This window comes from Streptomyces speibonae (assembly GCF_984686075.1).
On sequence record NZ_OZ480260.1, the window covers coordinates 2375503 to 2396861 of the forward strand.

The window sequence follows — 21359 nt, forward strand, 5'->3', positions numbered from 1 at the left end:
TACGCCGGTTTCGCCGCAACGGCCGGTCCACCTCGGGGTGGGCCGGCTTTTTGCTGTGCGCGTGTTCTCCCCCACTCTCGGCTTCGCTCGAGCGGAGGGGAGGCACGACTGCCGCGGGAGCGGCAGCGGCGGCGGCCCTAGTGCCCCGACAGGCAACGTTCGCCCCGTCGCGACGCCCGGCACGCACTCTCGCCGCACCGGCCGAAAGCCCAAGTACGTCCAGTACGAGGACTTCCGGCCGGCACGCCGAGAGCATGCACCGGACGCCGCTCCTTGACGGGCAAACGTTGCCTGCCGCGGCACTAGTGCAGGTTCCAGGCGTGATTCACCGGGCCTATGCCCCTGCCCAGGGGGTAACCCGTATCGATTGCTCCGGTTACATAGGTCTTCGCCGCCCGGACCGCTTCCGGGACCGGGGTGCCCTTGGCCAGGTGGGAGGCTATGGCCGAGGCCAGGGTGCAGCCCGTGCCGTGGGTGTGCCGGTTGTCGTGCCGGGGCGCCCGCAGCCAGTGCTCCTCGGACCCGTCGGTGAGCAGGTCCACCGCGTCGCCGGACAGATGGCCGCCCTTGATCACCACCCAGCGCGGCCCGAACTCCAGCATCGCCCCGGCCGCCCGGCGCAGATCGCGCTCCGAGCCGACCCGGACGCCGGTGAGCTGCCCCACCTCGTCCACGTTCGGTGTGGCCACGGTGGCCACGGGCAGCAGCCTGGTCCGTACGGAGTCCAGCGCGGAGGCCGCCAGCAGCGGGTCGCCGTGCTTGGAGACGCCCACCGGGTCGACGACCGCCGGCGCGTCCGTACCGGCGAGCAACTCGGCCACCGTCTCGACGAGTTCGGCGGAGGACAGCATGCCCGTCTTGATCGCCTGCACCCCGATGTCGTCGACCACGCTGCGGTACTGGGCCCGCACCGCCTCCACCGGCAGCTCCCAGGCCCCCTGCACGCCCAGCGAGTTCTGCGCGGTCACCGCGGTGAGCACGCTCATGCCGTGCACGCCGAGCGCGAGCATCGTCTTCAGGTCGGCCTGGATGCCGGCGCCGCCGCCGGAGTCGGAGCCGGCCACCGTGAGCACCCGGGGCGGGGCGGTGCGGCCGCTCATGACCGTGTCCGCGCTCATGACTCGATGTCCCCGAAGTGGTCCCAGCCGCCCTGCTTGGTCCAGGGCGCCCCGTCGACCGTCACCTGGGGCAGCGCCGAGGGATTGAGCACCTCGCCGATCACCTTCCAGCGGGCCGGCAGCTTCACGTCCGGCGGGAAGGTCGCCACGATCGCGTGGTCCTCTCCCCCGGTCAGCACCCACTGCATGGGGTCGACGCCGACCGCCTGGCCGATGTCGTTCATCTGCGAGGGGATGTCGACGGCCGCGGAGCGGATGTCGATGCGCACCTTGCTGGCCTCGGCGATGTGTCCGAGGTCGGCGATCAGGCCGTCGCTCACGTCGACCATCGAGGTGGCGCCGAGCCCGGCCGCGGCGGGGCCCGCGTGGTAGGGCGGTTCGGGGCGCCGGTGTGCCTCGACGAAGGCGCGCGGTGAGCGGAATCCGCGGGAGAGCACCGCGTGTCCGGCCGCGGACCAGCCCAGCCAGCCGGTGACCGCGACGAGGTCGCCGGGCTGGGCCCCGCCGCGGGTGACGGGTTCCTGGTTGCGCAGATCACCGAGCGCGGTGATCGACACCATGATGGCCTCGCCGCGTACGACGTCGCCGCCGACGACCGCGGCGCCGGCCACCTGGCACTCGTCCCGCAGCCCGTCCATCAGCTCGCTCGGCCAGGTCACCGGCAGTTCCGCCGGGACCACGAGGCCGAGCAGCAGCGCGGTCGGCACGGCGCCCATGGCCGCGATGTCGGCCAGGTTCTGCGCGGCGGCCTTGCGGCCGACGTCGTAGGCGGTGGACCAGTCGCGCCGGAAGTGCCGGCCCTCCAGCAGGATGTCGGTGCTGGCCACGACCCTGCGGTCGGGCGCGGAGATCACCGCGGCGTCGTCGCCGGGGCCGACCCGGACCGCCGGAGTGGTGGTGAGACGGGAGGTGAGCTCCCTGATGAGCCCGAACTCACCGAGCTCACCAACAGTGCCCTTCATTGCCCTTTCGCCCCTTCTCTCCCTGTGCGTGCCCGGTCGCGGGTCGTCCGAGTCCTCGCTACGGTCGATATGACCGTCAACTTCTCTCGTGCCTGTACCCCGGCGCGCAAGGCCCGGTTCCCGCAGGTCTCCCCGCGACGAGCGGCAACGCGATACCGTGGCGTTCCTTTTCCCCACATGATCCTCGTGGCCGCCCTGGAGGTTCCGTGGTACAGGCGTACATCCTGATCCAGACGGAGGTCGGCAAAGCGTCGACCGTCGCCGAGCTGATCGGCAAGATTCCTGGAGTCATCCAGGCCGAGGACGTGACCGGACCGTACGACGTCATCGTGCGCGCCCAGGCCGACACCGTGGACGGCCTGGGCCGTATGGTGGTGGCCAAGGTCCAGCAGGTGGACGGCATCACCCGCACCCTGACCTGCCCGGTCGTCCATCTGTAGCCCCCCGTCCCCGTCTTCCCTGTCGCCCGCCGCGGTCCCCCCGCCGCCGGCACCCCGTGTTCCGCGTCCGCGGCGCCGATCACCGCCGCGGGCTGCTCCTCGGCAGACGACGGCGCGGCCGCGGCGGTTCCCGTTCCGGCGCGGAGGCCGGCGGGCCGTGCCGGAACCCGGACAGGACCCTGCCGACGGCGTGGACGGTGAGCGTCGCGACGGTCCCGGACCGAGCCGGAACCGGCCGCGGGCCGGGGCGGCGTGGCGATCATACTGTGGTGCGTGTCCGGTGACGTCCGGAAGACCTCCGGCGGAGACATGACCGGATGCCGCCGCGCGAGAAGGCGATCCCCGCGGGGATCGCCCTGTGGTGTCCGTACGGCTCGCGCGGCTCAGCGCAGTCCGGTCGACCGGCGCAGCGCCGCCTGCACCAGACGGTCCACCAGCTCGGCGTAGCCCACGCCGGTGGCCTGCCACATCTGCGGATACATGGAGATGGGGGTGAAGCCGGGCATGGTGTTGATCTCGTTGATCACGAACTCGCCGTCCTCGGTGAGGAAGAAGTCCGCGCGCACCAGCCCTTCGCAGGACGCCGCGTCGAACGCCTCGACCGCGAGCCGGCGCACCTCGGCCGTCTCCTCGTCGGTCAGCGGCGCCGGCACGATGCCGGGGGTGGAGTCGATGTACTTGGCCTCGAAGTCGTAGTACGCGTGCGCGTCGGGCGGCGGGATCTCGGCGGGCAGCGACGCGCGCGGGCCGTCCTCGAACTCCAGCACGCCGCATTCGATCTCGCGGCCGCGCAGCGCCGCCTCCACGAGGATCTTCGGGTCGTGGCGGCGGGCCTCGGCGATGGCCTCGTCCAGGCCGGCGAGGCCGTCGACCTTGGTGATGCCGATCGAGGAGCCCGCCCGCGCGGGCTTCACGAACAGCGGCCAGCCGTGCTCCCCGGCGAAGTCGACGATCCGCTTGCGGGCGGCGGGCTCCTCGCGCTCCCACTCGCGCGGCCGGATCACCAGGTACGGGCCGACCTTGAGCCCGAAGGAGGTGAACACCCGCTTCATGTACTCCTTGTCCTGGCCGACGGCCGAGGCGAGCACGCCCGAGCCGACGTAGGGGACGCCGGAGAGCTCCAGGAGGCCCTGGAGGGTGCCGTCCTCGCCGTAGGGGCCGTGCAGCACCGGGAAGACGACGTCGACCTCGCCCAGGGCCTTGGGCACCGAACCCGGCTCGCTGTAGACGACTTCGCGGTCGGCGGGGTCGACGGGGAGCACCACACCGCCCTCCGTCGACTCGGCGAGCTGGTCGACGCTGGGCGTGCGGCGGTCGGTGATCGCCATGCGTTCCGGCTCGTCGGCGGTGAGCGCCCAGCGGCCGTCCTGCGTGATGCCGATCGGCAGGACGTCGTACGTGTTCCGGTCGATGGCCTTGAGGACGGCGCCGGCCGTGACCACGGAGATCCCGTGCTCGGAGCTGCGCCCGCCGAACACGACGGCCACACGCGGCTTGCGGGACGGCGGCTCGGGGCTCTGGGGGAGGTTCTCGGTGCTCATATCGCGATGAGAGTACCCGTTGGCGGAGCCTGGAGTCAGCGCCCGCAACGCCGTGCGTGGGCCGAACGGCGGGGGCTGTCGCTCAGCGTCGTTCGGGCTTCGCGCTGCGCGACATCAGCTCCTTGAGGGCGACCACCGGGGGTTTGCCCTCGTGCACGATGGAGACGACCGTCTCGGTGAGCGGCATGTCGACGCCGTGCCTGCGGGCGAGATCCAGCACCGATTCGCAGGACTTGACGCCCTCCGCGGTCTGCTTGGTGACCGCGATGGTCTCCTCCAGGGTCAGGCCCCTGCCGAGGTTGGTGCCGAAGGTGTGGTTGCGGGACAGCGGCGAGGAGCAGGTGGCCACCAGGTCGCCCAGCCCCGCCAGTCCGGAGAAGGTCAGCGGGTCGGCGCCGAGCGCGACCCCGAGCCGGGTGGTCTCGGCGAGGCCCCGGGTGATGAGCGAGCCCTTGGTGTTGTCGCCGAGCCCCATGCCGTCGGCGATGCCGACGGCCAGCCCGATCACGTTCTTCACGGCGCCGCCCAGCTCGCAGCCGATGACGTCGGTGTTGGTGTACGGGCGGAAGTACGGGGTATGGCAGGCGGTCTGGAGCCGCCGGGCGACGTCCTCGTCGGTGCAGGCGACCACGGAGGCGGCCGGCATGCGGGCGGCGATCTCCCGGGCCAGGTTGGGGCCGGTGACCACGGCGATCCGCTCCCGGCCGACCTTGGCGACGTCGTCGATGACCTCGCTCATCCGCATCGCGGAGCCGAGTTCGACGCCCTTCATCAGGGACACGAGCACCGTGCGGGGCGCGAGCAGGTCGGCCCACTCGGCGAGGTTGCCGCGCAGCGTCTGCGAGGGGATCGCCAGGACGGTGAAGTCGGCGCCGCGGGCCGCCTCGGCGGCGTCGGTGGTGGCCCGCAGGTTCCCGGGGAGTTCCACACCGGGCAGATAGTCCGGGTTGGTGCGGGTGGAGTTGACCGCGTCGGCGAGTTCGGGGCGCCGCCCCCACAGCACGACGTCGCAGCCCGCGTCGGCGAGGACCATGCCGAAGGCCGTCCCCCACGATCCGGTGCCGAAGACGGCCGCCTTGACCGGCTTGCTCACGTACCCAGCCCCTCTTCCCGTGCGGTGGGCCTGGTGCCCCGTGTCCGGTCGTGCCGCCGCTGCGTGTGTGTCTTGCGGCGCTGTTCGATCCGCTCCTGGCGCGGGTCGTAGGGCGTCTCGGGGGCCCTCTCGCCGCGGACCTGCTCCAGTTGGGCGGTGACGGCCGCCATGATGGCCTCGGTCGCCTCCTTGAGCAGTTCGGGGGTCATCTCCCGGTCGTAGAAGCGGTCGAGGTCCACCGGCGGCCCGGCCAGCACCCGGCTGGTCTTGCGCGGCCAGATGTTCGGCTTCTTCGCGTACGGCGGCAGGAGCTCGTTGGCGCCCCACTGGGCCACCGGGATCACGGGGCACTTGGTCTGCAACGCGACGCGGGCGGCGCCGGTCTTGCCGGTCATCGGCCAGCCGTCCGGGTCGCGGGTGAGGGTGCCCTCGGGGTAGAAGGCGACGCATTCGCCGCGCTCGACGGCGTCGATGGCGGCCCGGAAGGCGCTGAGCGCGTCGGTGCTCTCGCGGTAGACGGGGATCTGTCCGGTGCCCCGCATCGCGGCGCCGACGAATCCCTTGCTGAATAGCCCGCTCTTCGCCAGGAATCGCGGAACGCGTCCGGTGTTGTACTGAAAGTGCGCGTAGGCAAAGGGATCGATGTGCGAATTGTGGTTCACCGCGGTGATAAATCCGCCCTCGGCCGGAATGTTCTCCATTCCGCGCCAGTCCCGCTTGAGCAGAACCACCAGCGGCGGTTTGCAGAGAACCGCGGCGAAGCGGTACCAGAAGCCGATTCTGCGGCGCGGCACGAGTACACCTTCCTCTTCCGAAACGGGCCCGGAGCCCGGACCCGGGGGCCAGGCGGGCCGCACAAGTGTCGCCCCGGGCCGCCGGTCTGTCGAGAACACCGTACGCCGCCCGTCTCCCACCACCGCCCTTCAAGGAGCTTCGCGCCCCTCCCCCGGTTCCTTCGCCGCCGGGCGCTCCGGGGGACAATGACGGCGACAAGAGAGGGACGCAACACTCGTGCAGTGGACTGTGGTGGTACCCCTGAAGCCGCTGGCCGAGGCCAAGAGCAGGCTGTCGGACACGGCCGGCGATGGCCTGCGGCCGGGTCTCGCGCTCGCTTTCGCGCAGGACACGGTGGCCGCGGCGCTGGAATGCCCGGCGGTGCGGGATGTGGTGGTCGTCACCAATGACGCCGTGGCCTCCCGTGAGCTGGCCGCACTGGGCGCCGGAATCGTCCCCGACCGGCCGCGCGACGGCCTGAACGCGGCTCTCGCGCATGCCGCGGCCGAGGTGGGCTCCGCGCGGGACGCGGCGTCCGTGGCGGCTCTCAACGCGGATCTTCCGGCCCTCCGTCCGGCGGAACTCGCGCGCGTCCTGGATTCCGCGGCCGCATTCCCGCGCGCTTTCCTCGCCGACGCCGCCGCGGTCGGTACGACGTTGCTGGCGGCGAGCGGGGGCCGGGAATTGCGTCCCTTCTTCGGCCCCGCCTCCCGGCTCAGGCACCGGGCGTCCGGCGCGGTGGAACTCCGCCCGGACGCGGTGGATTCCGTACGGCAGGACGTGGACACCGGGGAGGATCTGCGGGCGGCGCTGGCGCTGGGCGTCGGTCCCCGCACGGCCGCGGTCGCCGCGCGGCTGCTGATGGCGGAGCAGTAGGCTGCGGACATGCAGGCCACCGCATACACCTACGACGCCGACAGCCGCAGCGGCCAGGTGCTCCTGGACGACGGCACCCCGGTGCCCTTCGACGCCCCGGCGTTCGACGCGGGCGGCCTGAGGCTGCTGCGTCCGGGGCAGCGGGTGCGCATCGAGACCGAGGGTGAGGGCGAGGACCGGAGGATCACGCTGGTGACGCTCCAGACGTTCTGACCTCCCGGCCGCCGGCCCCGCCCGGACACACCGCGGGCCGGACTCCTCGTGGAGTCCGGCCCGGCGCGTGAGAACCGCTGGCCCGAAGGGCGGGGGGTGTCCGCTACTTCTTGCGGGCGGTGGTCTTCTTGGCGGTGGTCTTGCGCGCGGTCGACTTCTTGGCGGGGGCCTTCTTGGCCGTGGCCTTCTTCGCGGGGGCCTTCTTGGCGGTCGTCTTCTTCGCGGCGGTGGACTTCGCCGCCGCGGTCTTGGCGGGCGCCTTCTTGGCCGTGGTCTTCTTCGCCGCCGTCTTGGTGGTGGCCTTCTTCGCGGTGGTCTTCTTGGCTGCCGCCTTCTTGGCGGCGGCGGCCTTCTTGGCCGTGGTCTTCTTCGCGGCGGCCTTCTTCACCGTCGCCGAAGCGCCACCGCTCAGGCTGCCCTTGGGCGCCTTCTTGACCGCGACCTCGCCGCCGCGCGGCAGCTTCTTCGAACCGCTCACCAGGTCCTTGAAGCCCTGGCCCGCGCGGAAACGCGGAACGGAGGTCTTCTTGACCCGAACCCGCTCGCCCGTCTGGGGGTTGCGGGCGTAGCGGGCCGGGCGGTCGACCTTCTCGAACGAACCGAAGCCGGTGACCGAGACCCGTTCACCCGCCACGACCGCGCGGACGATGGCGTCCAGTACGTGGTCGACGGCGTCGGCGGCCTGCTGGCGGCCGCCCACCTTGTCGGCAATCGCTTCTACGAGCTGCGCCTTGTTCACGTCTTCCCCTTCGGAGACATCGCCAGAACGAATGTGTTCAAGCTTTTTCGCACGTTAGGCAGATATATACCGCAAATCAAACACGAAACGGGCTAATCACCCTTGTGCCGCAACGAACTCGACTGTCTCGTCGGTTCAGCGTTCCTCTTCGGGGAATCGACCCGCGTCGAGGTCCGCGGTGAACCGCTCCAGACGCCTTGCCGCACCGGCGAGATCGTGCTTGGCCGCGGCCGTAATGACCAGCAGCTTCCGGGTCAGCGCCATCCGTACGCCCTCCGGGACTTGCAGTGCGCGCACTTGTGCGTGCGCTTCCTTGAGCCGGCTCGCGACCACCGCATAGAGCTCGAGTTGGCCGTCGCGTTCCATGCACAGATTGTGCCATCTGGGGCGAGTTGTCGCCTGCTCAGGGGGCAACTGCCGCCTCGGACGGCCATCCGTGCTCACGCGGGGATCACGCGCACGTGACACGTGTACCCCAACAACCACCTTCTTAACGCGGCAAGTTGGGAACCCTCAAGACGGCACGCGGGGCCGAACGGGTGCAGACACGGCCGTACCCCCGATCGGGCCGATCGGGGGTACGGGAAGGGTGATGTGGTGGCCGAAAGTCGACCTCTCGCGAGGACTTCGGCCGGGGCGCGGGTCAGGCCGTGAGCGTCCGGGGCTTGAACGACGGGCGCTTCGCCTCGTACGCGGCGATGTCGGCCTCGTTCTGCAGCGTGATGGAGATGTCGTCGAGGCCGTTCAGCAGCCGCCAGCGGGAGTTCTCGTCCAGCTCGAAGGAGGCGGTGACGCCCTCGGCGCGCACCTCGCGGGCCTCCAGGTCGACGGTGATCTCGGCGGTGGGGTCGGCCTCCGTGAGCTCCCACAGCGCGTCGACGATCTTCTGGTCGAGGACCACGGTGAGCAGTCCGTTCTTCAGCGAGTTGCCGCGGAAGATGTCGGCGAAGCGGGAGGAGATCACGGCCTTGAAGCCGTAGTTCTGCAGCGCCCAGACGGCGTGCTCACGCGAGGAGCCGGTGCCGAAGTCGGGGCCGGCGACCAGCACCGTGGCGCCCTGCCGCTCGGGCCGGTTGAGCACGAACTCCGGGTCCTTGCGCCAGGCCTCGAACAGCCCGTCCTCGAAGCCGTCCCGGGTGACCTTCTTGAGCCAGTGGGCGGGGATGATCTGGTCGGTGTCGACGTTGGAGCGGCGCAGCGGGACGGCCCGGCCGGTGTGGGTGGTGAATGCTTCCATGACTGATCAGACTCCAGCGGGCGTACGGGCGTCGGCGGCGGCGAGGTCGGCCGGGGAGGCCAGGTGGCCGAGGACCGCGGTGGCGGCGGCGACCTGCGGGGACACCAGGTGGGTACGGCCGCCCTTGCCCTGCCGGCCCTCGAAGTTGCGGTTGGAGGTGGAGGCGGAGCGCTCACCGGGGGCGAGCTGGTCGGGGTTCATGCCCAGGCACATCGAACAGCCCGCGTGCCGCCACTCGGCGCCGGCCTCCTTGAAGACCACGTCGAGTCCCTCGGAGACGGCCTGCAGACCCACCCGCGCGGAGCCGGGGACGACCAGCATCCGCACCCCGTCGGCGACTTTGCGGCCCTTGAGCAGCTCGGCGGCGGCGCGCAGGTCCTCGATGCGGCCGTTGGTGCAGGAGCCCACGAAGACGGTGTCGACGGTGATGGAGCCCAGCGGCTGGCCGGCCTCCAACCCCATGTACTCCAGGGCCTTTTCGGCGGCGAGCCGCTCCGAGGCGTCCTCGTACGAAGCCGGGTCGGGGACGGACGCCGACAGCGGGGCGCCCTGGCCCGGGTTGGTGCCCCAGGTGACGAACGGCGACAGCTCGGAGGCCTCGATGACGACCTCGGCGTCGAACTCGGCGTCCTCGTCGGACTTCAGCGTCTTCCAGTAGGCGACGGCCGCGTCCCACTCCTGGCCCTTGGGGGCGTGCGGACGGCCCTCGAGGTAGTCGAAGGTCGTCTGATCCGGCGCGATCATGCCCGCGCGGGCGCCGGCCTCGATCGACATGTTGCAGATGGTCATCCGGGCCTCCATCGAGAGCTTCTCGATGGCCTCGCCGCGGTACTCCAGGACGTACCCCTGGCCGCCGCCCGTGCCGATCTTCGCGATGATCGCCAGGATCAGGTCCTTGGCCGTGACACCCTCGGGCAGTTCGCCGTTGACCGTGATCGCCATGGTCTTCGGGCGGGCCATCGGCAGCGTCTGGGTGGCCAGCACGTGCTCGACCTGGGAGGTGCCGATGCCGAACGCCAGTCCGCCGAAGGCGCCGTGCGTGGAGGTGTGCGAGTCGCCGCAGACGACGGTCATGCCGGGCTGGGTCAGACCCAGCTGCGGGCCCACGACGTGGACGACGCCCTGCTCGACGTCGCCCAGCGGGTGCAGCCGGACGCCGAACTCCGCGCAGTTCTTGCGCAGGGTCTCCAGCTGGACCCGGGAGACCGGGTCGGCGATGGGCTTGTCGATGTCGAGGGTCGGGGTGTTGTGGTCCTCGGTGGCGATGGTGAGGTCGAGGCGGCGCACCGCGCGGCCGTTCTTGCGGAGGCCGTCGAAGGCCTGCGGGCTGGTCACCTCGTGCAGCAGGTGCAGATCGATGAAGAGGAGGTCGGGCTCGCCCTCGGCGCGCCGGACGACATGGTCGTCCCAGACCTTCTCCGCGAGTGTCCTACCCATCGCTTTCCCTCCGGCCGGCTTGTGGTGCGCCGGCCCAACTAGATCGTGGGGGAGGCGGCGCCCGCACCCCTGATACCGGGCGCCCGCCGCCAGGCCCGGTGGTCCACGGGCCGCGTTGCTTCCGTGGTTCCAGAGTGGCGGGTTCCACGGAAAATTGAACTTGCGTTTCACAGAGTGAGACGCAAGTATCGTTGCATGGACAACAGTAGCGGCGTCGGCGTTCTGGACAAGGCGGCACTCGTCCTGAGCGCTCTGGAGTCCGGTCCGGCCACCCTCGCGGGTCTGGTCGGGGCCACCGGACTGGCACGACCCACGGCCCACCGCCTGGCCGTGGCGCTGGAGCACCACCGCATGGTGGCGCGAGACATGCAGGGCCGTTTCATCCTCGGCCCGCGGCTGGCCGAACTGGCCGCCGCGGCGGGCGAGGACCGGCTGCTCGCCACGGCGGGCCCGGTGCTGACCCACCTGCGCGACGTGACCGGCGAGAGCGCCCAGCTCTACCGCCGCCAGGGCGACATGCGCATCTGTGTCGCCGCGGCGGAGCGGCTGTCGGGCCTGCGGGACACGGTGCCGGTGGGCTCCACGCTCACGATGAAGGCCGGTTCCTCGGCGCAGATCCTGATGGCCTGGGAGGAGCCCGAGCGGCTCCACCGCGGGCTGCAGGGCGCCCGCTTCACGGCGACGGCCCTGTCCGGCGTACGGCGCCGGGGCTGGGCGCAGTCCATCGGCGAGCGCGAGCCGGGCGTGGCGTCCGTCTCGGCGCCGGTGCGCGGCCCCTCCAACCGCGTGGTGGCCGCCGTCTCGGTCTCCGGCCCGATCGAGCGGCTGACCCGGCACCCGGGCCGGATGCACGCCCAGGCCGTCATCGACGCGGCCGCGCGCCTGTCCGAGGCACTGCGCCGCTCCTGATTCCGTTCCCGCCCTCCCGTGGGACCGGCCCGCCTCAACGCCGCGGCGGGCCCTCCCCCGGCTCACCCGCCGTCGGCCTTCGCCGGCGGCGCCGTCCTTTCCGGCGTCCGGGGCCGGTACGCGAATCTGTCCCGGGCGCGCCGGCCGCGCCTCTCCAGCGGTATCCGCCCGTGCGCGGCCGCGAGCCCGAACGCGGGCATGTCGGCGTAGATCGACTCGTAGTTGCCCTGCGGCACCACATAGGCCTCGTGCCACAGGCCGACGTGTCCGCGCGCCTTCCCCGCCCGCTCCTTGCGGTTGATGAACGCCCACGCGGCGTGATGGGCCGCGTCCGGGGCGTGCGCGTAGGCGTAGAGCTTCTCCTTGGACTCCCAGTACTGGACGACGTAGTAGGTCCGCGGCGACGCGGTGAGCAGGACGTGCCCGAGCAGGCCGCGCTCGGGCCGGCGGCCCAGTTCCCGCAGCATGCGCGGCATCGCCAGCAGGACCGGCAGCCAATGGTGCACGGCCCAGAAGCGGTTGATCCGCATGCCGATCAGCAGGACGACGACGTCCCCCTCGGCTGCCGCGGTCGTGCGTTCGGCGACGGTGAACCTGCGCGCCATGACCATGTCCCCCGATCCGTAGGGTGTGGCGAACGGTGTTGCCGGAGCAACACTCGGATAGTGGCGCTATCCCATGAAGGGCGCAAGGGTGCGGCTGGCGGAACTGAGCGAGCGCAGCGGTGTGTCGACCGCGACGATCAAGTACTACCTGCGGGAGGGGCTGTTGCCGCCCGGCCGCCGGGTCAACGCGACGACGGCCGAGTACGACGAGAGCCATCTGCGCCGGCTGCGCCTGGTGCGGGCCCTGATCCAGGTGGGCCGGGTCCCGGTGGCGACGGCCCGCGAGGTGCTGGGGCACGTCGACGACGACTCGCTGGGCCGCACAATCCGCCTGGGTGCGGCCCTGTGGGCGCTCCCCCAGGACACCGGGCCGGACGAGGACGACCCCGAGGTGGCCGCCGCCCGCGCGGAGGTGGACCGGCTCCTCGAGGCGCTGGGCTGGGAGACCGCGCGGGAACTGGCTCCGCTCTCCCCCGTGCACCGGTCGCTGGTGGTGGCGGTGGCCACACTGCGGCGCCTGGGCTACGTCTGGGACGCCGGGATGATGGTCCCGTACGGGGAGCTGATGCACGAGGTGGCCCGCAGACAGCTCGACTTCATGGAGACGCACGCCTCGCGGACGGAGCAGGTGGAGCTGGCGGTGGCGTCCGCGGTGCTGTTCGAGCCGGTGCTCAGGGGGCTGCACCGGCTGGCGCAGGAGGAGGAGTCGGCACGGCGGTACGGGATCGAGTGAGCCGGGCAGCACGAAAGCCCCCCACCGAGGTGGAGGGCTTTCGTCCGATGTACCCCCGACCGGATTCGAACCGGCGCTACCGCCTTGAGAGGGCGGCGTGCTAGGCCGCTACACAACGGGGGCGTGGATCACGCGTTTCCGCAGATCCTGCTGGTCTACCTGGACTCGAACCAAGACTAACTGAACCAGAATCAGTCGTGCTGCCAATTACACCATAGACCAATGATGGTTTAGACCAGTCAGTACCCCCGACCGGATTCGAACCGGCGCTACCGCCTTGAGAGGGCGGCGTGCTAGGCCGCTACACAACGGGGGCCCTGGCGATCCCCACCCGGCGGTAGCCGGGTGTTGTCACCGTGGGGACAGCGGGAGCTACCCTGACTGTCCTCACGGGATGGATCTGTACCCCCGACCGGATTCGAACCGGCGCTACTGCCTTGAGAGGGCAGCGTGCTAGGCCGCTACACAACGGGGGCTTGCGGATGTGATCCGCGGGTGCAGATGAACTCTGCGAGCTGGCCTACCTGGACTCGAACCAAGACTAACTGAACCAGAATCAGTCGTGCTGCCAATTACACCATAGGCCACTGGAACGCAAGCCCCTGAGGGGATCTTGTTCTAGTTCTGCGCCTGGGGTTCCGGCCTCGCGGCCCGCTCCCCGCGGCGCAGGAAGAACATTACCCGAAGGTGGACGGGGCTCCAAAACGAGTATCGGCGCGCAGCACCGAGGGGAGTTCGGCGAGCGAGGCGATACGCCGTGGCCCTTCGGGCGGCTCGACGGCCGCGTGGGCGCCGCCCCGGTCGATCCACACCGACAGCAGCCCGGCCTCCGCGGCGCCCCGGCCGTCGATCTCCGGGTGGTCGCCGACGTACGCCACCTGGCCCGGGGGAAGCGCCAGCGCGTCGCAGGCGGCGAGGAAGGCGCCGGCCTCCGGCTTGGAGACGCCCAGTTCCGCGGCGCACAGAATGGCCTCGAAGCGGTCGTGCACACCGAGCAGGCGCAGCTTGCGGTCCTGGACGTGCAGGCTGGAGTTGGACAGCACCGCGTGGCGGTGGCTGGCGGCGAGCGCGTCGAGGACCGGCAGCACGTCCGGGAAGAGGCTCCAGGCGGACTCGTAGTGCGCGACGTACCGCCGGAACCAGTCGTCGGCCTCGGTGTCGGTCATCTCACGTCCGAGGAAGACCCGGGTACGGTCGCGCCGCTGGGTCTCGAAGTCCACCTCCCCGGCAGCGAACCGCGCCCACTGGAGCTCGGTGACCTCCCGCCAGCGGGTCAGCGCCTCCTCCACGGAGACGTACCCGGCGAGCAGCCCCTCGGCCGCCAGATGGGCCCGCATGCCCTCGCGGTCGGCGGAGGTGTAGTCGAAGAGGGTGTCGTCCACGTCCCAGACAACGGCTCGGATCGCCATGCCCCCGACCGTACCCAACGACGCACGGGGGCGGCGCCGGGATCGTCCCGGTACCGCCCCCGTACGACGGTGGCCTACGCGGTGAGCTTCGCCAGCGCCGCGTCGATCCTGGCCAGCGTCTTCTCCTTGCCCAGGACCTCCAGGGACTCGAAGAGCGGCAGGCCGACCGTGCGGCCGGTGACGGCGACGCGGACCGGGGCCTGGGCCTTGCCGAGCTTGAGGCCGTGGGCCTCGCCGGCGGCCAGGACGGCCTCCTTCAGCGACTCGGGGGACGTCCAGTCGGCGGCGTCCAGCTTCTCCCGCGCGGTGCGCAGCAGGGCGTCGGAGCCCCCCTTCATCGCCTTGTTCCAGGAGGCCTCGTCGAAGACCGGCTCCGGCAGGAACAGGAAGTCGACGTTGTCCGTGATCTCGGAGAGGACCTTCAGACGGGTCTGCGCGTGCGGGGCGATGGCCTGCCACTTGGCCTCGTCGAAGGCCTCCGGGGCCCAGGGGGCGAAGGGGGCCTTGAGCCAGGGGGCGCAGCGCTCGGTGAAGTCCTTCACATCGAGCATGCGGATGTGGTCGGCGTTGATCGCCTCGCACTTCTTCAGGTCGAAGCGGGCCGGGTTGGGCTGCACGTCGGCGATGTCGAAGGCCGCGACCATCTCGTCCATGGTGAAGACGTCCCGGTCGGCGGAGAGCGACCAGCCCAGCAGGGAGAGGTAGTTGAGCAGACCCTCGGGCAGGAAGCCGCGCTCGCGGTAGAGATTGAGCGAGGACTGCGGGTCGCGCTTGGAGAGCTTCTTGTTGCCCTCGCCCATCACGTACGGCAGGTGGCCGAAGGCCGGGGTCGCCTTGGCGATGCCCAGCTCGGTCAGCGCCTTGTACAGGGCGATCTGGCGCGGGGTGGAGGAGAGCAGGTCCTCGCCGCGCAGGACGTGGGTGATCTCCATCAGGGCGTCGTCGACCGGGTTGACCAGGGTGTAGAGCGGGGCGCCGTTGGCGCGGACGATGCCGTAGTCCGGGACGTTCTCGGGGAGGTAGGTGATCTCGCCGCGGACCAGGTCGGTGAAGGTGATCGTCTCGTCGGGCATCCGGAAGCGGACGATCGGTTCGCGGCCCTGGGCCTTGTACTCCTCCACCCGGCCGGCGGTCAGCTCGCGGCAGTGGCCGTCGTAGCCGGAGGGCTTTCCGGCGGCGCGGGCGGCCTCGCGGCGGGTGTCGAGCTCCTCCTGGGAGCAGTAGCAGTGGTAGGCGTGGCCGGCGTCCAGGAGCTTCTGCGCGACATCCCGGTAGATGTCCATGCGCCGCGACTGGCGGTACGGGGCGTGCGGGCCGCCGATCTCGGGGCCCTCGTCCCAGTCGAAGCCGAGCCAGCGCATCGAGTCCAGGAGCTGGGCGTAGGACTCCTCGGAGTCGCGGGCCGCGTCGGTGTCCTCGATGCGGAAGACGAGCGTGCCCTGGTGGTGCCTGGCGAACGCCCAGTTGAACAGGGCGGTGCGCACCAGGCCCACATGGGGGTTACCGGTGGGCGACGGGCAGAAACGGACGCGTACGGGAGAGCCGGGTGCGCTAGCCACGCTTGACAACCTTGTTGGTGAGAGTGCCGATGCCTTCGATGGTGACGGCGACCTCGTCGCCGACGTTGAGGGGGCCGACCCCAGCGGGGGTGCCCGTGAGGATGACGTCGCCCGGGAGCAGGGTCATGGCCTCGGAGATGTTGACGATCAGATCCTCGACGGGGTGGATCATCTCGCTGGTGCGGCCGAGCTGGCGCTGGGCGCCGTTGACGGTGAGCTGGACGGTGAGGTCGTTCGCGGCGGCGAGGTCGAGGTCCGTCTCCACCCAGGGGCCGAGGGGGCAGGAGGTGTCGAAGCCCTTCGCCCGGGCCCACTGCTTCTCGCGCCTCTGGACGTCGCGCGCGGTGATGTCGTTGGCGCAGGTGTAGCCGAAGACCACATCCCTGACCCGTTCGCGCGGGACCTCGCGGCACATCCGGCCGATGACCACGGCCAGCTCGGCCTCGTGGTGCACCTCCTGCGAGAAGGAGGGGTACTGGATGGCGTCGCCCGGGCCGATCACCGAGGTGGCGGGCTTGAAGAAGGCGAAGGGGGCCTCGGGCACCTCGTTGCCCATCTCCTTCGCGTGGTCGGCGTAGTTGCGGCCGAAGGCGACGACCTTGTTGGGGAGCACCGGGGGCAGCAGCCTGACCTTGCTCAGCGGGACCTTGGTGCCGGAGAGCTCGAAGTCCGCGAACGGGATGCCCTTGATGATGTCGAGGACGAGTTCGTCCTGCTTGTCACCCTCGACCGCGCCGAAGGCGACGTTCCCGTCGATGGAGAATCTGGCGATGCGCACGGGATGCTTGTCCCCTTGACCGATGGGCTGGAGTCTGACGCTCCAGGCTAACGCGGAGGTGTCCCCGCCTCGCGCAATAGACGAGGGGCGCCCCGTTGGTGTGGGACGCCCCTCGTCTCTCCCGCGCGACGGGCCTTGAGCATTTCGCGGCCGGCGCGCGTATGGATCGGTGTCAGGTCGCGGCGCCGGCCGCGACCGGGATCTCCATGAGGACGGTGCGCTTGGGGTTGGCAGTCTGGGAGGGGAGTTCGACGGAGTGTTCCTGCTGGGCCGGCGTCTGCAGTTCTTCGGCGCCTTCGAGGTGCGCCAGCGTCGTGCGCCGGGGGTTGGCGATCTTGTGGAACATCATCGTCGTCTTCACTGTTTACTTGACCCTGTCCTGTTCACGGGCGCCCCGAGGGGGTGAAGGCCCCCCGCGCGGGCGCGGCTTGTCGGTTTTGCCATCCCTGTAAAGCGTCAGGCTAAACATGCAATTCCCTGCCGACCGGGACCGGAGGCCCTGATCTCGGTGTGAGTTTCCTCACGCAGCAGAGGACATAACGACCAATCCGGACTCGCCCCCCGAGTGGCGGAATCGGACATTCACCCCTTGAAGCCACCATTCCGCTCCCGATCATGGCGACTGGGACACCGGGACCGCCTCAAGGATTCGCCCTTATGCGCCCGTTATGGTCGAGATCATTTTCTACCCCGGGTGACACGTCACTCACGCCGTGTCACGTATCCCACCCGTAAGGCCATGGGCCTTGTTGGAGATCCTGCACTGTGCTGGAATTCCACGGACCGCCGCGGCATCGAGCCGGCGCACAGGGGGCGCACACGCGCCGAGTGGCGGCCGAGAAGGGGGAGCCAGCGCCGGTCACTTCACGACCACCACGGGGACGTATTCAGGGCGCCCCCATGACGCCGACACCGTGCCTCGCCGTTCACGCGGAGGGGTGCCTGGTCCAGAGGTTGCGACGCTAGTGCAGGGACGTTTCAAGAGGGATGGCAGCGCTTCGGCGGAGCCGGAGCCGCAGGGCGGGACTGGCCCCAAGGCCGTCAGCTCCTCGCCCCAGCACGCCCAGAACCAGGGCCCGACCGCGCCCGGGAACGGCGGCGACCGCCCCGGTGCCGGCGCGCCCCCGACGGCACCGCCCACCGCCCCGCCGGCCGCCCCCAAGGGTCCGACCGGCCCCGGACCGCGAATAGCCCTGCGCAACTGGCGTATCTCGACCCGTCTGGTGTCGCTGCTCGCGCTGCCGGTGGTCGCGGCCACCTCGCTGGGCGCCCTGCGTATCCAGCAGTCGATGGACGACATCCAGCAGCTCGACAACATGAAGCTGCTGACGGACATGACCCAGCAGGCCACCGTGCTGGCCGCCGCGCTCCAGGAGGAGCGCGACCAGTCGGCCGGCCCGCTCGCCCACGGCGGCAAGGGCACGGACTTCTCGGTCAAGGGCCACCGCGGGAAGACCGACCGCGCGATGGCGAACTTCCTCGACAGCTCCGAGGAGATCGACGCCGCGAGCAAGGACGGCGAGCTCAAGGGCGTCCGGGACAACCTGGTGCAGCTCGCCGGCGACCTGGGCGAACTGGCGAAGATCCGCAACACGGCCTTCCAGACGGAGCGGAACTCCACCCAGACCGTCGAGGGCTACCACCGCCTGATCGAGAACCTGATCGACCTCTCGCAGGACATGGCGGAGGCGACCAGCAACCCCGACATGATCCAGCGCACGCGTGCCCTGGCGTCCTTCTCCTCCGCCAAGGAGTACGCGTCGATCCAGCGCGCGGTCCTCGCCGCGGCGCTGCCCGCGAGCAACGACTCCAAGGGCGAGCTCTCCGAGAACGACCGGCTCTACGCCGAGTCGGCGCTGGCGAGCCAGAAGTCCGAGGTCCGCAGCTTCAAGAGCATCTACGGCGAGGCCGCGGCCGACGAGCTGCTGCTGCCCATCGAAGAGGGCAACACCACGATCAAGGCCACCGACGAGTACGCCGGCCGCGCGCTGGCCTCGGAGTTCGGTCTCGCCTCGGTCGGTGAGCGCTCCTACCGCGACTGGCTGGACGACAGCGGCACCAAGATCCAGCAGATGGAGAACATCGAGCGCACGCTGCTCGAGGAGATGGAACAGAAGGCCCGTGAGCTGCGCAGCGCCACCGAGCGCGACGCGATCATCTCCGGTGCGCTGATCCTCCTCGTCCTCGGTGTGTCGCTGGTCGGCGCCTTCGTCGTGGCCCGCTCCATGATCCGCTCGCTGCGCCGGCTGGAGGAGACCGCGACCAAGGTCGCCCAGGAGCGACTGCCCGACCTGGTCAAGCAGCTTTCCGAGACGGACCCGCAGGACGTCGACACGTCCGTGGAATCGGTCGGTGTGCACTCCCGGGACGAGATCGGCCGGGTGGCCGCGGCCTTCGACGACGTGCACCGCGAGGCGGTCCGCCTCGCCGCCGAGCAGGCCCTGCTGCGGGGCAACGTCAACGCGATGTTCACCAACCTCTCGCGCCGCTCCCAGGGTCTGATCCAGCGCCAGCTGTCGCTGATCTCCGAACTGGAGTCCCGCGAGGCCGACCCGGACCAGCTGTCCTCGCTGTTCAAGCTGGACCACCTCGCCACGCGTATGCGCCGTAACGGTGAGAACCTCCTCGTCCTCGCGGGTGAGGAGCCCGGCCGCCGGTGGACCCGCCCGGTCCCGCTGGTCGACGTGCTCCGCGCCGCCGCGTCCGAGGTGGAGCAGTACGAGCGCATCGAGCTGGCCGCGGTGCCGAGCACCGAAGTGGCCGGCCGGGTCGTCAACGACCTCGTGCACCTGCTCGCCGAGCTGCTGGAGAACGCGACCTCGTTCTCCTCCCCGCAGACCAAGGTCAAGGTCACCGGTCACGCGCTGCCCGACGGCCGCGTCCTGATCGAGATCCACGACACCGGTATCGGTCTGTCGCCGGAGGACCTGGCGGCGATCAACGAGCGGCTCGCCTCGCCGCCCACCGTGGACGTGTCGGTGTCCCGCCGCATGGGTCTGTTCGTGGTCGGCCGGCTGTCCCAGCGCCACGGCATCCGCATCCAGCTCCGCCCGTCCGACTCCGGCGGTACGACCGCGCTGGTCATGCTGCCCGTGGATGTCGCCCAGGGCGGCAAGAAGCCGCAGGGCAAGCCCGGTCAGCCGGGCGGCGCGGGCGCCGGTGGCCCCGCGGCCGCACAGGCCGCTGCCGGTGCCGCCGCCGCGCGGCGTGCCGCCGGTGCCGGCCAGTCCGGCGGCGGCGCCCTCGGCGCCGGTGCTCCCGGCGGCCGGCTCGGCGCCGGGCAGGGCCCGCGGGCCGCACTGCCGGGACGCGACGGCGGTGCCCGGCCGGGCGGCCGGGGACCGCAGGCCCCGGCGGGCAGCCCGACGCCTTCGCTGTTCGACCAGGGCGCCCCCTCCGGCCCGCCGCAGGGCCGTCCCGCGCCCGCCGGTGCGGGTGCCGGATTCGGCGCCCAGGCGCCCGGCGCCCCGCAGGGGATGCAGGCCGCCGGTCCGAACGGCGCGCAGGAGCAGGACGCCTTCGGTAACGCGCGGGGCCAGGTGCCGCCGCAGCGGGGCAAGGGCAACGCCGAGCGCGGCCGCCGTCCGCAGCTGCCGCCGCGCGGCGGCGCGCGTCCCGAGCTGCCCGGCGGCGACCAGCAGCAGCCTCGGGTGCCCAGCTGGAGCGACGAGAACGCCCAGCCGCCGGTGCCGCGTGCCTCGCTGGACACCCCGCGCGGGCACGAGGAGCCGGACGTCGCGCGTACCTCGGCCATGCCGCGGTTCGACGACCGTCAGGGTCCCGGTGCGACATCGGAGATCCCCCGGTTCGACGAACAGCAGGGTCCCGGCGCCACGTCCGAGTTCCCGCGGTTCGACGAACGGCAGGGTCCCGGCGCCACGTCCGAGATCCCCCGGTTCGACGAGCAGCAGAACCAGGGCGCGCCCGGCTACGGCGCGAACGACGCCAACACCGGCCAGTACGCCCAGCCGGGCTACAACGGCCAGGACACCGGTCAGTACGCCCAGCCGAACCTGAACGGCGGCCAGAACACCGGCCAGTACGCGCAGCCGGGTCCGAACGGCGGCCAGAACACGGGCCAGTTCGTCCGCGGTGACGTCTTCGGCGCCCCGCAGGGACGGCCGGGCGGGCAGCACCAGAACCCGGCCACGACGGGCCAGTTCCCCGCCCCGCAGGGCTACGACAACGGCTCCACCGGTCAGTACCCGGTGCCGCACCAGGACAACGGCTCGACCGGCCAGTTCTCCCTCCCGGAGCGTCCGGCCGCGGACCCCGCGGCCACCGGCCGGTTCGAACGCCCGCAGATGAACGGCGCGCAGGGCGCGGGCCCCGGCGGACCGCGTCCGCCCGCCCCGCCGCAGCGCCCGGCCCGCCAGGAGCCCACCGGCGGTGTCCCGCAGCGGGCCGACGCCGGGCGGGAGGCGTCCGACGCCTGGGCCCTGCCGCCGGCGACCGGTCCCGGCGACGGCCGTACGCCGCTGTACGACACGCTCGAGACCAACTGGTTCCGCGGCGGCAACGGCGGCGGCTCGCAGGAGCAGGGCAACGGCTCGGCTCCTGCACCCCAGCAGTCGCAGCAGTCGCAACAGCAGCCGCAGAGCCCCGCCGGGCCGCAGCGGTCCGCCTCGGCCTCGGCCGCCTGGCGCAGCTCGCCCAACGACGAGCTGGTCCGACAGGCCGAACGCGTCCGGCAGCCGGCCGCGGGCGGTGTCACCACGTCCGGTCTGCCGCGCCGGGTGCCCAGGGCGAACCTCGTCCCCGGCACGGCTCAGCAGCAATCGCACCAGAGCGGTCCTCAGGTCTCGCGCGCCCCCGATGACGTGCGCGGCCGGCTGACCAATCTCCGTCGGGGTATCGCACAGGGGCGTCAGGCCGGATCCACCCAGACCGGCAGCTTCCCGCGGCCCACTCACCAGCAGGAGCGTTAGTTGAGCCC

20 protein-coding genes and 5 tRNA genes are annotated in these 21359 nt (G+C 71.3%); 6 read left to right on the forward strand and 19 right to left on the reverse strand.

Going from position 1 to position 21359, the window contains the following annotated elements; all coding sequences use genetic code 11:
* Positions 1-302: 302 nt before the first annotated feature.
* Positions 303-1100, reverse strand: coding sequence for a bifunctional hydroxymethylpyrimidine kinase/phosphomethylpyrimidine kinase (thiD, locus tag AC5L3C_RS10350; protein ID WP_493653814.1), 798 nt, complete (start codon positions 1098-1100; stop codon positions 303-305).
* A gap of 14 nt (positions 1101-1114) precedes the next feature.
* Positions 1115-2080: a thiamine-phosphate kinase gene (locus AC5L3C_RS10355; RefSeq protein WP_125504027.1), complete on the reverse strand. Its 966-nt coding sequence runs from the start codon at positions 2078-2080 to the stop codon at positions 1115-1117.
* Between the two features lie 206 nt (positions 2081-2286).
* On the opposite strand from AC5L3C_RS10355, the gene AC5L3C_RS10360 reads away from it, so the two are divergent.
* Positions 2287-2520 carry an Lrp/AsnC family transcriptional regulator gene (locus tag AC5L3C_RS10360; protein WP_103543226.1) on the forward strand — a complete coding sequence of 78 codons (234 nt, stop codon included), beginning with the start codon at positions 2287-2289 and terminating at the stop codon, positions 2518-2520.
* A gap of 383 nt (positions 2521-2903) precedes the next feature.
* Here the strand turns inward: AC5L3C_RS10360 and AC5L3C_RS10365 are convergent, their stop codons facing one another.
* The 3 genes from AC5L3C_RS10365 to AC5L3C_RS10375 all read right to left on the reverse strand — a co-directional run bounded on the left by AC5L3C_RS10365 (position 2904) and on the right by AC5L3C_RS10375 (position 5948).
* Positions 2904-4061, reverse strand: a complete 1158-nt coding sequence (locus AC5L3C_RS10365) for a D-alanine--D-alanine ligase family protein (RefSeq protein ID WP_493648598.1) — start codon at positions 4059-4061, stop codon at positions 2904-2906.
* An 82-nt stretch (positions 4062-4143) separates the two neighbouring features.
* Complete coding sequence (locus AC5L3C_RS10370) at positions 4144-5154, reverse strand: NAD(P)H-dependent glycerol-3-phosphate dehydrogenase (RefSeq protein ID WP_493648600.1); 1011 nt, start codon at positions 5152-5154, stop codon at positions 4144-4146.
* Positions 5151-5948, reverse strand: a complete 798-nt coding sequence (locus AC5L3C_RS10375) for a lysophospholipid acyltransferase family protein (protein WP_493648601.1) — start codon at positions 5946-5948, stop codon at positions 5151-5153. Before AC5L3C_RS10375 ends, AC5L3C_RS10370 begins: the two co-directional genes overlap by 4 nt.
* Positions 5949-6165: 217 nt before the next feature.
* Between AC5L3C_RS10375 and cofC the strand changes: the two genes are divergently transcribed.
* Both cofC and AC5L3C_RS10385 read left to right on the forward strand, forming a co-directional pair.
* Positions 6166-6804 carry a 2-phospho-L-lactate guanylyltransferase gene (cofC, locus tag AC5L3C_RS10380; RefSeq protein ID WP_493648602.1) on the forward strand — a complete coding sequence of 213 codons (639 nt, stop codon included), beginning with the start codon at positions 6166-6168 and terminating at the stop codon, positions 6802-6804.
* Positions 6805-6813: 9 nt separating this feature from the next.
* Entirely contained in the window at positions 6814-7017 is a 204-nt protein-coding gene (locus AC5L3C_RS10385) for a hypothetical protein (protein WP_125504032.1), read from the forward strand.
* A gap of 103 nt (positions 7018-7120) precedes the next feature.
* On the opposite strand, the gene AC5L3C_RS10390 is transcribed toward AC5L3C_RS10385, so the two are convergent.
* From AC5L3C_RS10390 to leuC, 4 genes are all read right to left on the reverse strand, one after another.
* The gene (locus AC5L3C_RS10390) at positions 7121-7756 is read right to left on the reverse strand and encodes an HU family DNA-binding protein (protein WP_493648604.1); all 636 of its coding nucleotides are present in this window, start codon (positions 7754-7756) and stop codon (positions 7121-7123) included.
* 135 nt (positions 7757-7891) lie between these two features.
* Positions 7892-8122 (reverse strand): SCO5555 family protein, encoded by a 231-nt coding sequence (locus tag AC5L3C_RS10395; RefSeq protein ID WP_125504034.1) that lies wholly within the window; start codon positions 8120-8122, stop codon positions 7892-7894.
* A 277-nt stretch (positions 8123-8399) separates the two neighbouring features.
* Positions 8400-8993 (reverse strand): 3-isopropylmalate dehydratase small subunit, encoded by a 594-nt coding sequence (gene leuD / locus AC5L3C_RS10400; RefSeq protein ID WP_125504035.1) that lies wholly within the window; start codon positions 8991-8993, stop codon positions 8400-8402.
* Positions 8994-8999: 6 nt separating this feature from the next.
* Positions 9000-10430, reverse strand: coding sequence for a 3-isopropylmalate dehydratase large subunit (gene leuC / locus AC5L3C_RS10405; protein WP_493648607.1), 1431 nt, complete (start codon positions 10428-10430; stop codon positions 9000-9002).
* Positions 10431-10625: 195 nt separating this feature from the next.
* Here leuC and ndgR point away from each other — a divergent pair, with 195 nt between their 5' ends.
* A complete protein-coding gene (gene ndgR / locus AC5L3C_RS10410; protein WP_006130487.1) occupies positions 10626-11339 on the forward strand; it encodes an IclR family transcriptional regulator NdgR in 714 nt (237 codons plus the stop codon).
* Positions 11340-11401: 62 nt separating this feature from the next.
* On the opposite strand, the gene AC5L3C_RS10415 is transcribed toward ndgR, so the two are convergent.
* A complete protein-coding gene (locus AC5L3C_RS10415) occupies positions 11402-11944 on the reverse strand; it encodes a DUF4188 domain-containing protein (protein ID WP_493648608.1) in 543 nt (180 codons plus the stop codon).
* 88 nt (positions 11945-12032) lie between these two features.
* Between AC5L3C_RS10415 and AC5L3C_RS10420 the strand changes: the two genes are divergently transcribed.
* Positions 12033-12677, forward strand: a complete 645-nt coding sequence (locus AC5L3C_RS10420) for a MerR family transcriptional regulator (protein WP_493653815.1) — start codon at positions 12033-12035, stop codon at positions 12675-12677.
* Positions 12678-12727: 50 nt separating this feature from the next.
* Here AC5L3C_RS10420 and AC5L3C_RS10425 read toward each other — a convergent pair.
* From AC5L3C_RS10425 to AC5L3C_RS10465, 9 genes are all read right to left on the reverse strand, one after another.
* A tRNA-Glu gene (locus AC5L3C_RS10425) sits at positions 12728-12800 on the reverse strand.
* Positions 12801-12827: 27 nt separating this feature from the next.
* A tRNA-Gln gene (locus AC5L3C_RS10430) sits at positions 12828-12899 on the reverse strand.
* 21 nt (positions 12900-12920) lie between these two features.
* Positions 12921-12993: transfer RNA gene (locus AC5L3C_RS10435), tRNA-Glu, on the reverse strand.
* An 87-nt stretch (positions 12994-13080) separates the two neighbouring features.
* Positions 13081-13153: transfer RNA gene (locus tag AC5L3C_RS10440), tRNA-Glu, on the reverse strand.
* A 39-nt stretch (positions 13154-13192) separates the two neighbouring features.
* Positions 13193-13264 (reverse strand) — tRNA-Gln (locus AC5L3C_RS10445).
* Positions 13265-13354: 90 nt separating this feature from the next.
* A complete protein-coding gene (locus AC5L3C_RS10450) occupies positions 13355-14086 on the reverse strand; it encodes an HAD family hydrolase (protein ID WP_493648609.1) in 732 nt (243 codons plus the stop codon).
* 74 nt (positions 14087-14160) lie between these two features.
* Positions 14161-15645 (reverse strand): glutamate--tRNA ligase, encoded by a 1485-nt coding sequence (gltX, locus tag AC5L3C_RS10455; protein ID WP_493648610.1) that lies wholly within the window; start codon positions 15643-15645, stop codon positions 14161-14163.
* On the reverse strand, positions 15638-16423 hold the full coding sequence (locus tag AC5L3C_RS10460) for a fumarylacetoacetate hydrolase family protein (protein WP_125504041.1): 786 nt from the start codon (positions 16421-16423) through the stop codon (positions 15638-15640). The genes gltX and AC5L3C_RS10460 overlap by 8 nt, the downstream gene beginning before the upstream one ends.
* 172 nt (positions 16424-16595) lie before the next feature.
* Positions 16596-16784 carry a hypothetical protein gene (locus AC5L3C_RS10465; RefSeq protein ID WP_493648612.1) on the reverse strand — a complete coding sequence of 63 codons (189 nt, stop codon included), beginning with the start codon at positions 16782-16784 and terminating at the stop codon, positions 16596-16598.
* 604 nt (positions 16785-17388) lie between these two features.
* On the opposite strand from AC5L3C_RS10465, the gene AC5L3C_RS10470 reads away from it, so the two are divergent.
* Positions 17389-21351 carry a sensor histidine kinase gene (locus tag AC5L3C_RS10470; protein WP_493648614.1) on the forward strand — a complete coding sequence of 1321 codons (3963 nt, stop codon included), beginning with the start codon at positions 17389-17391 and terminating at the stop codon, positions 21349-21351.
* Positions 21352-21359: the final 8 nt, after the last annotated feature.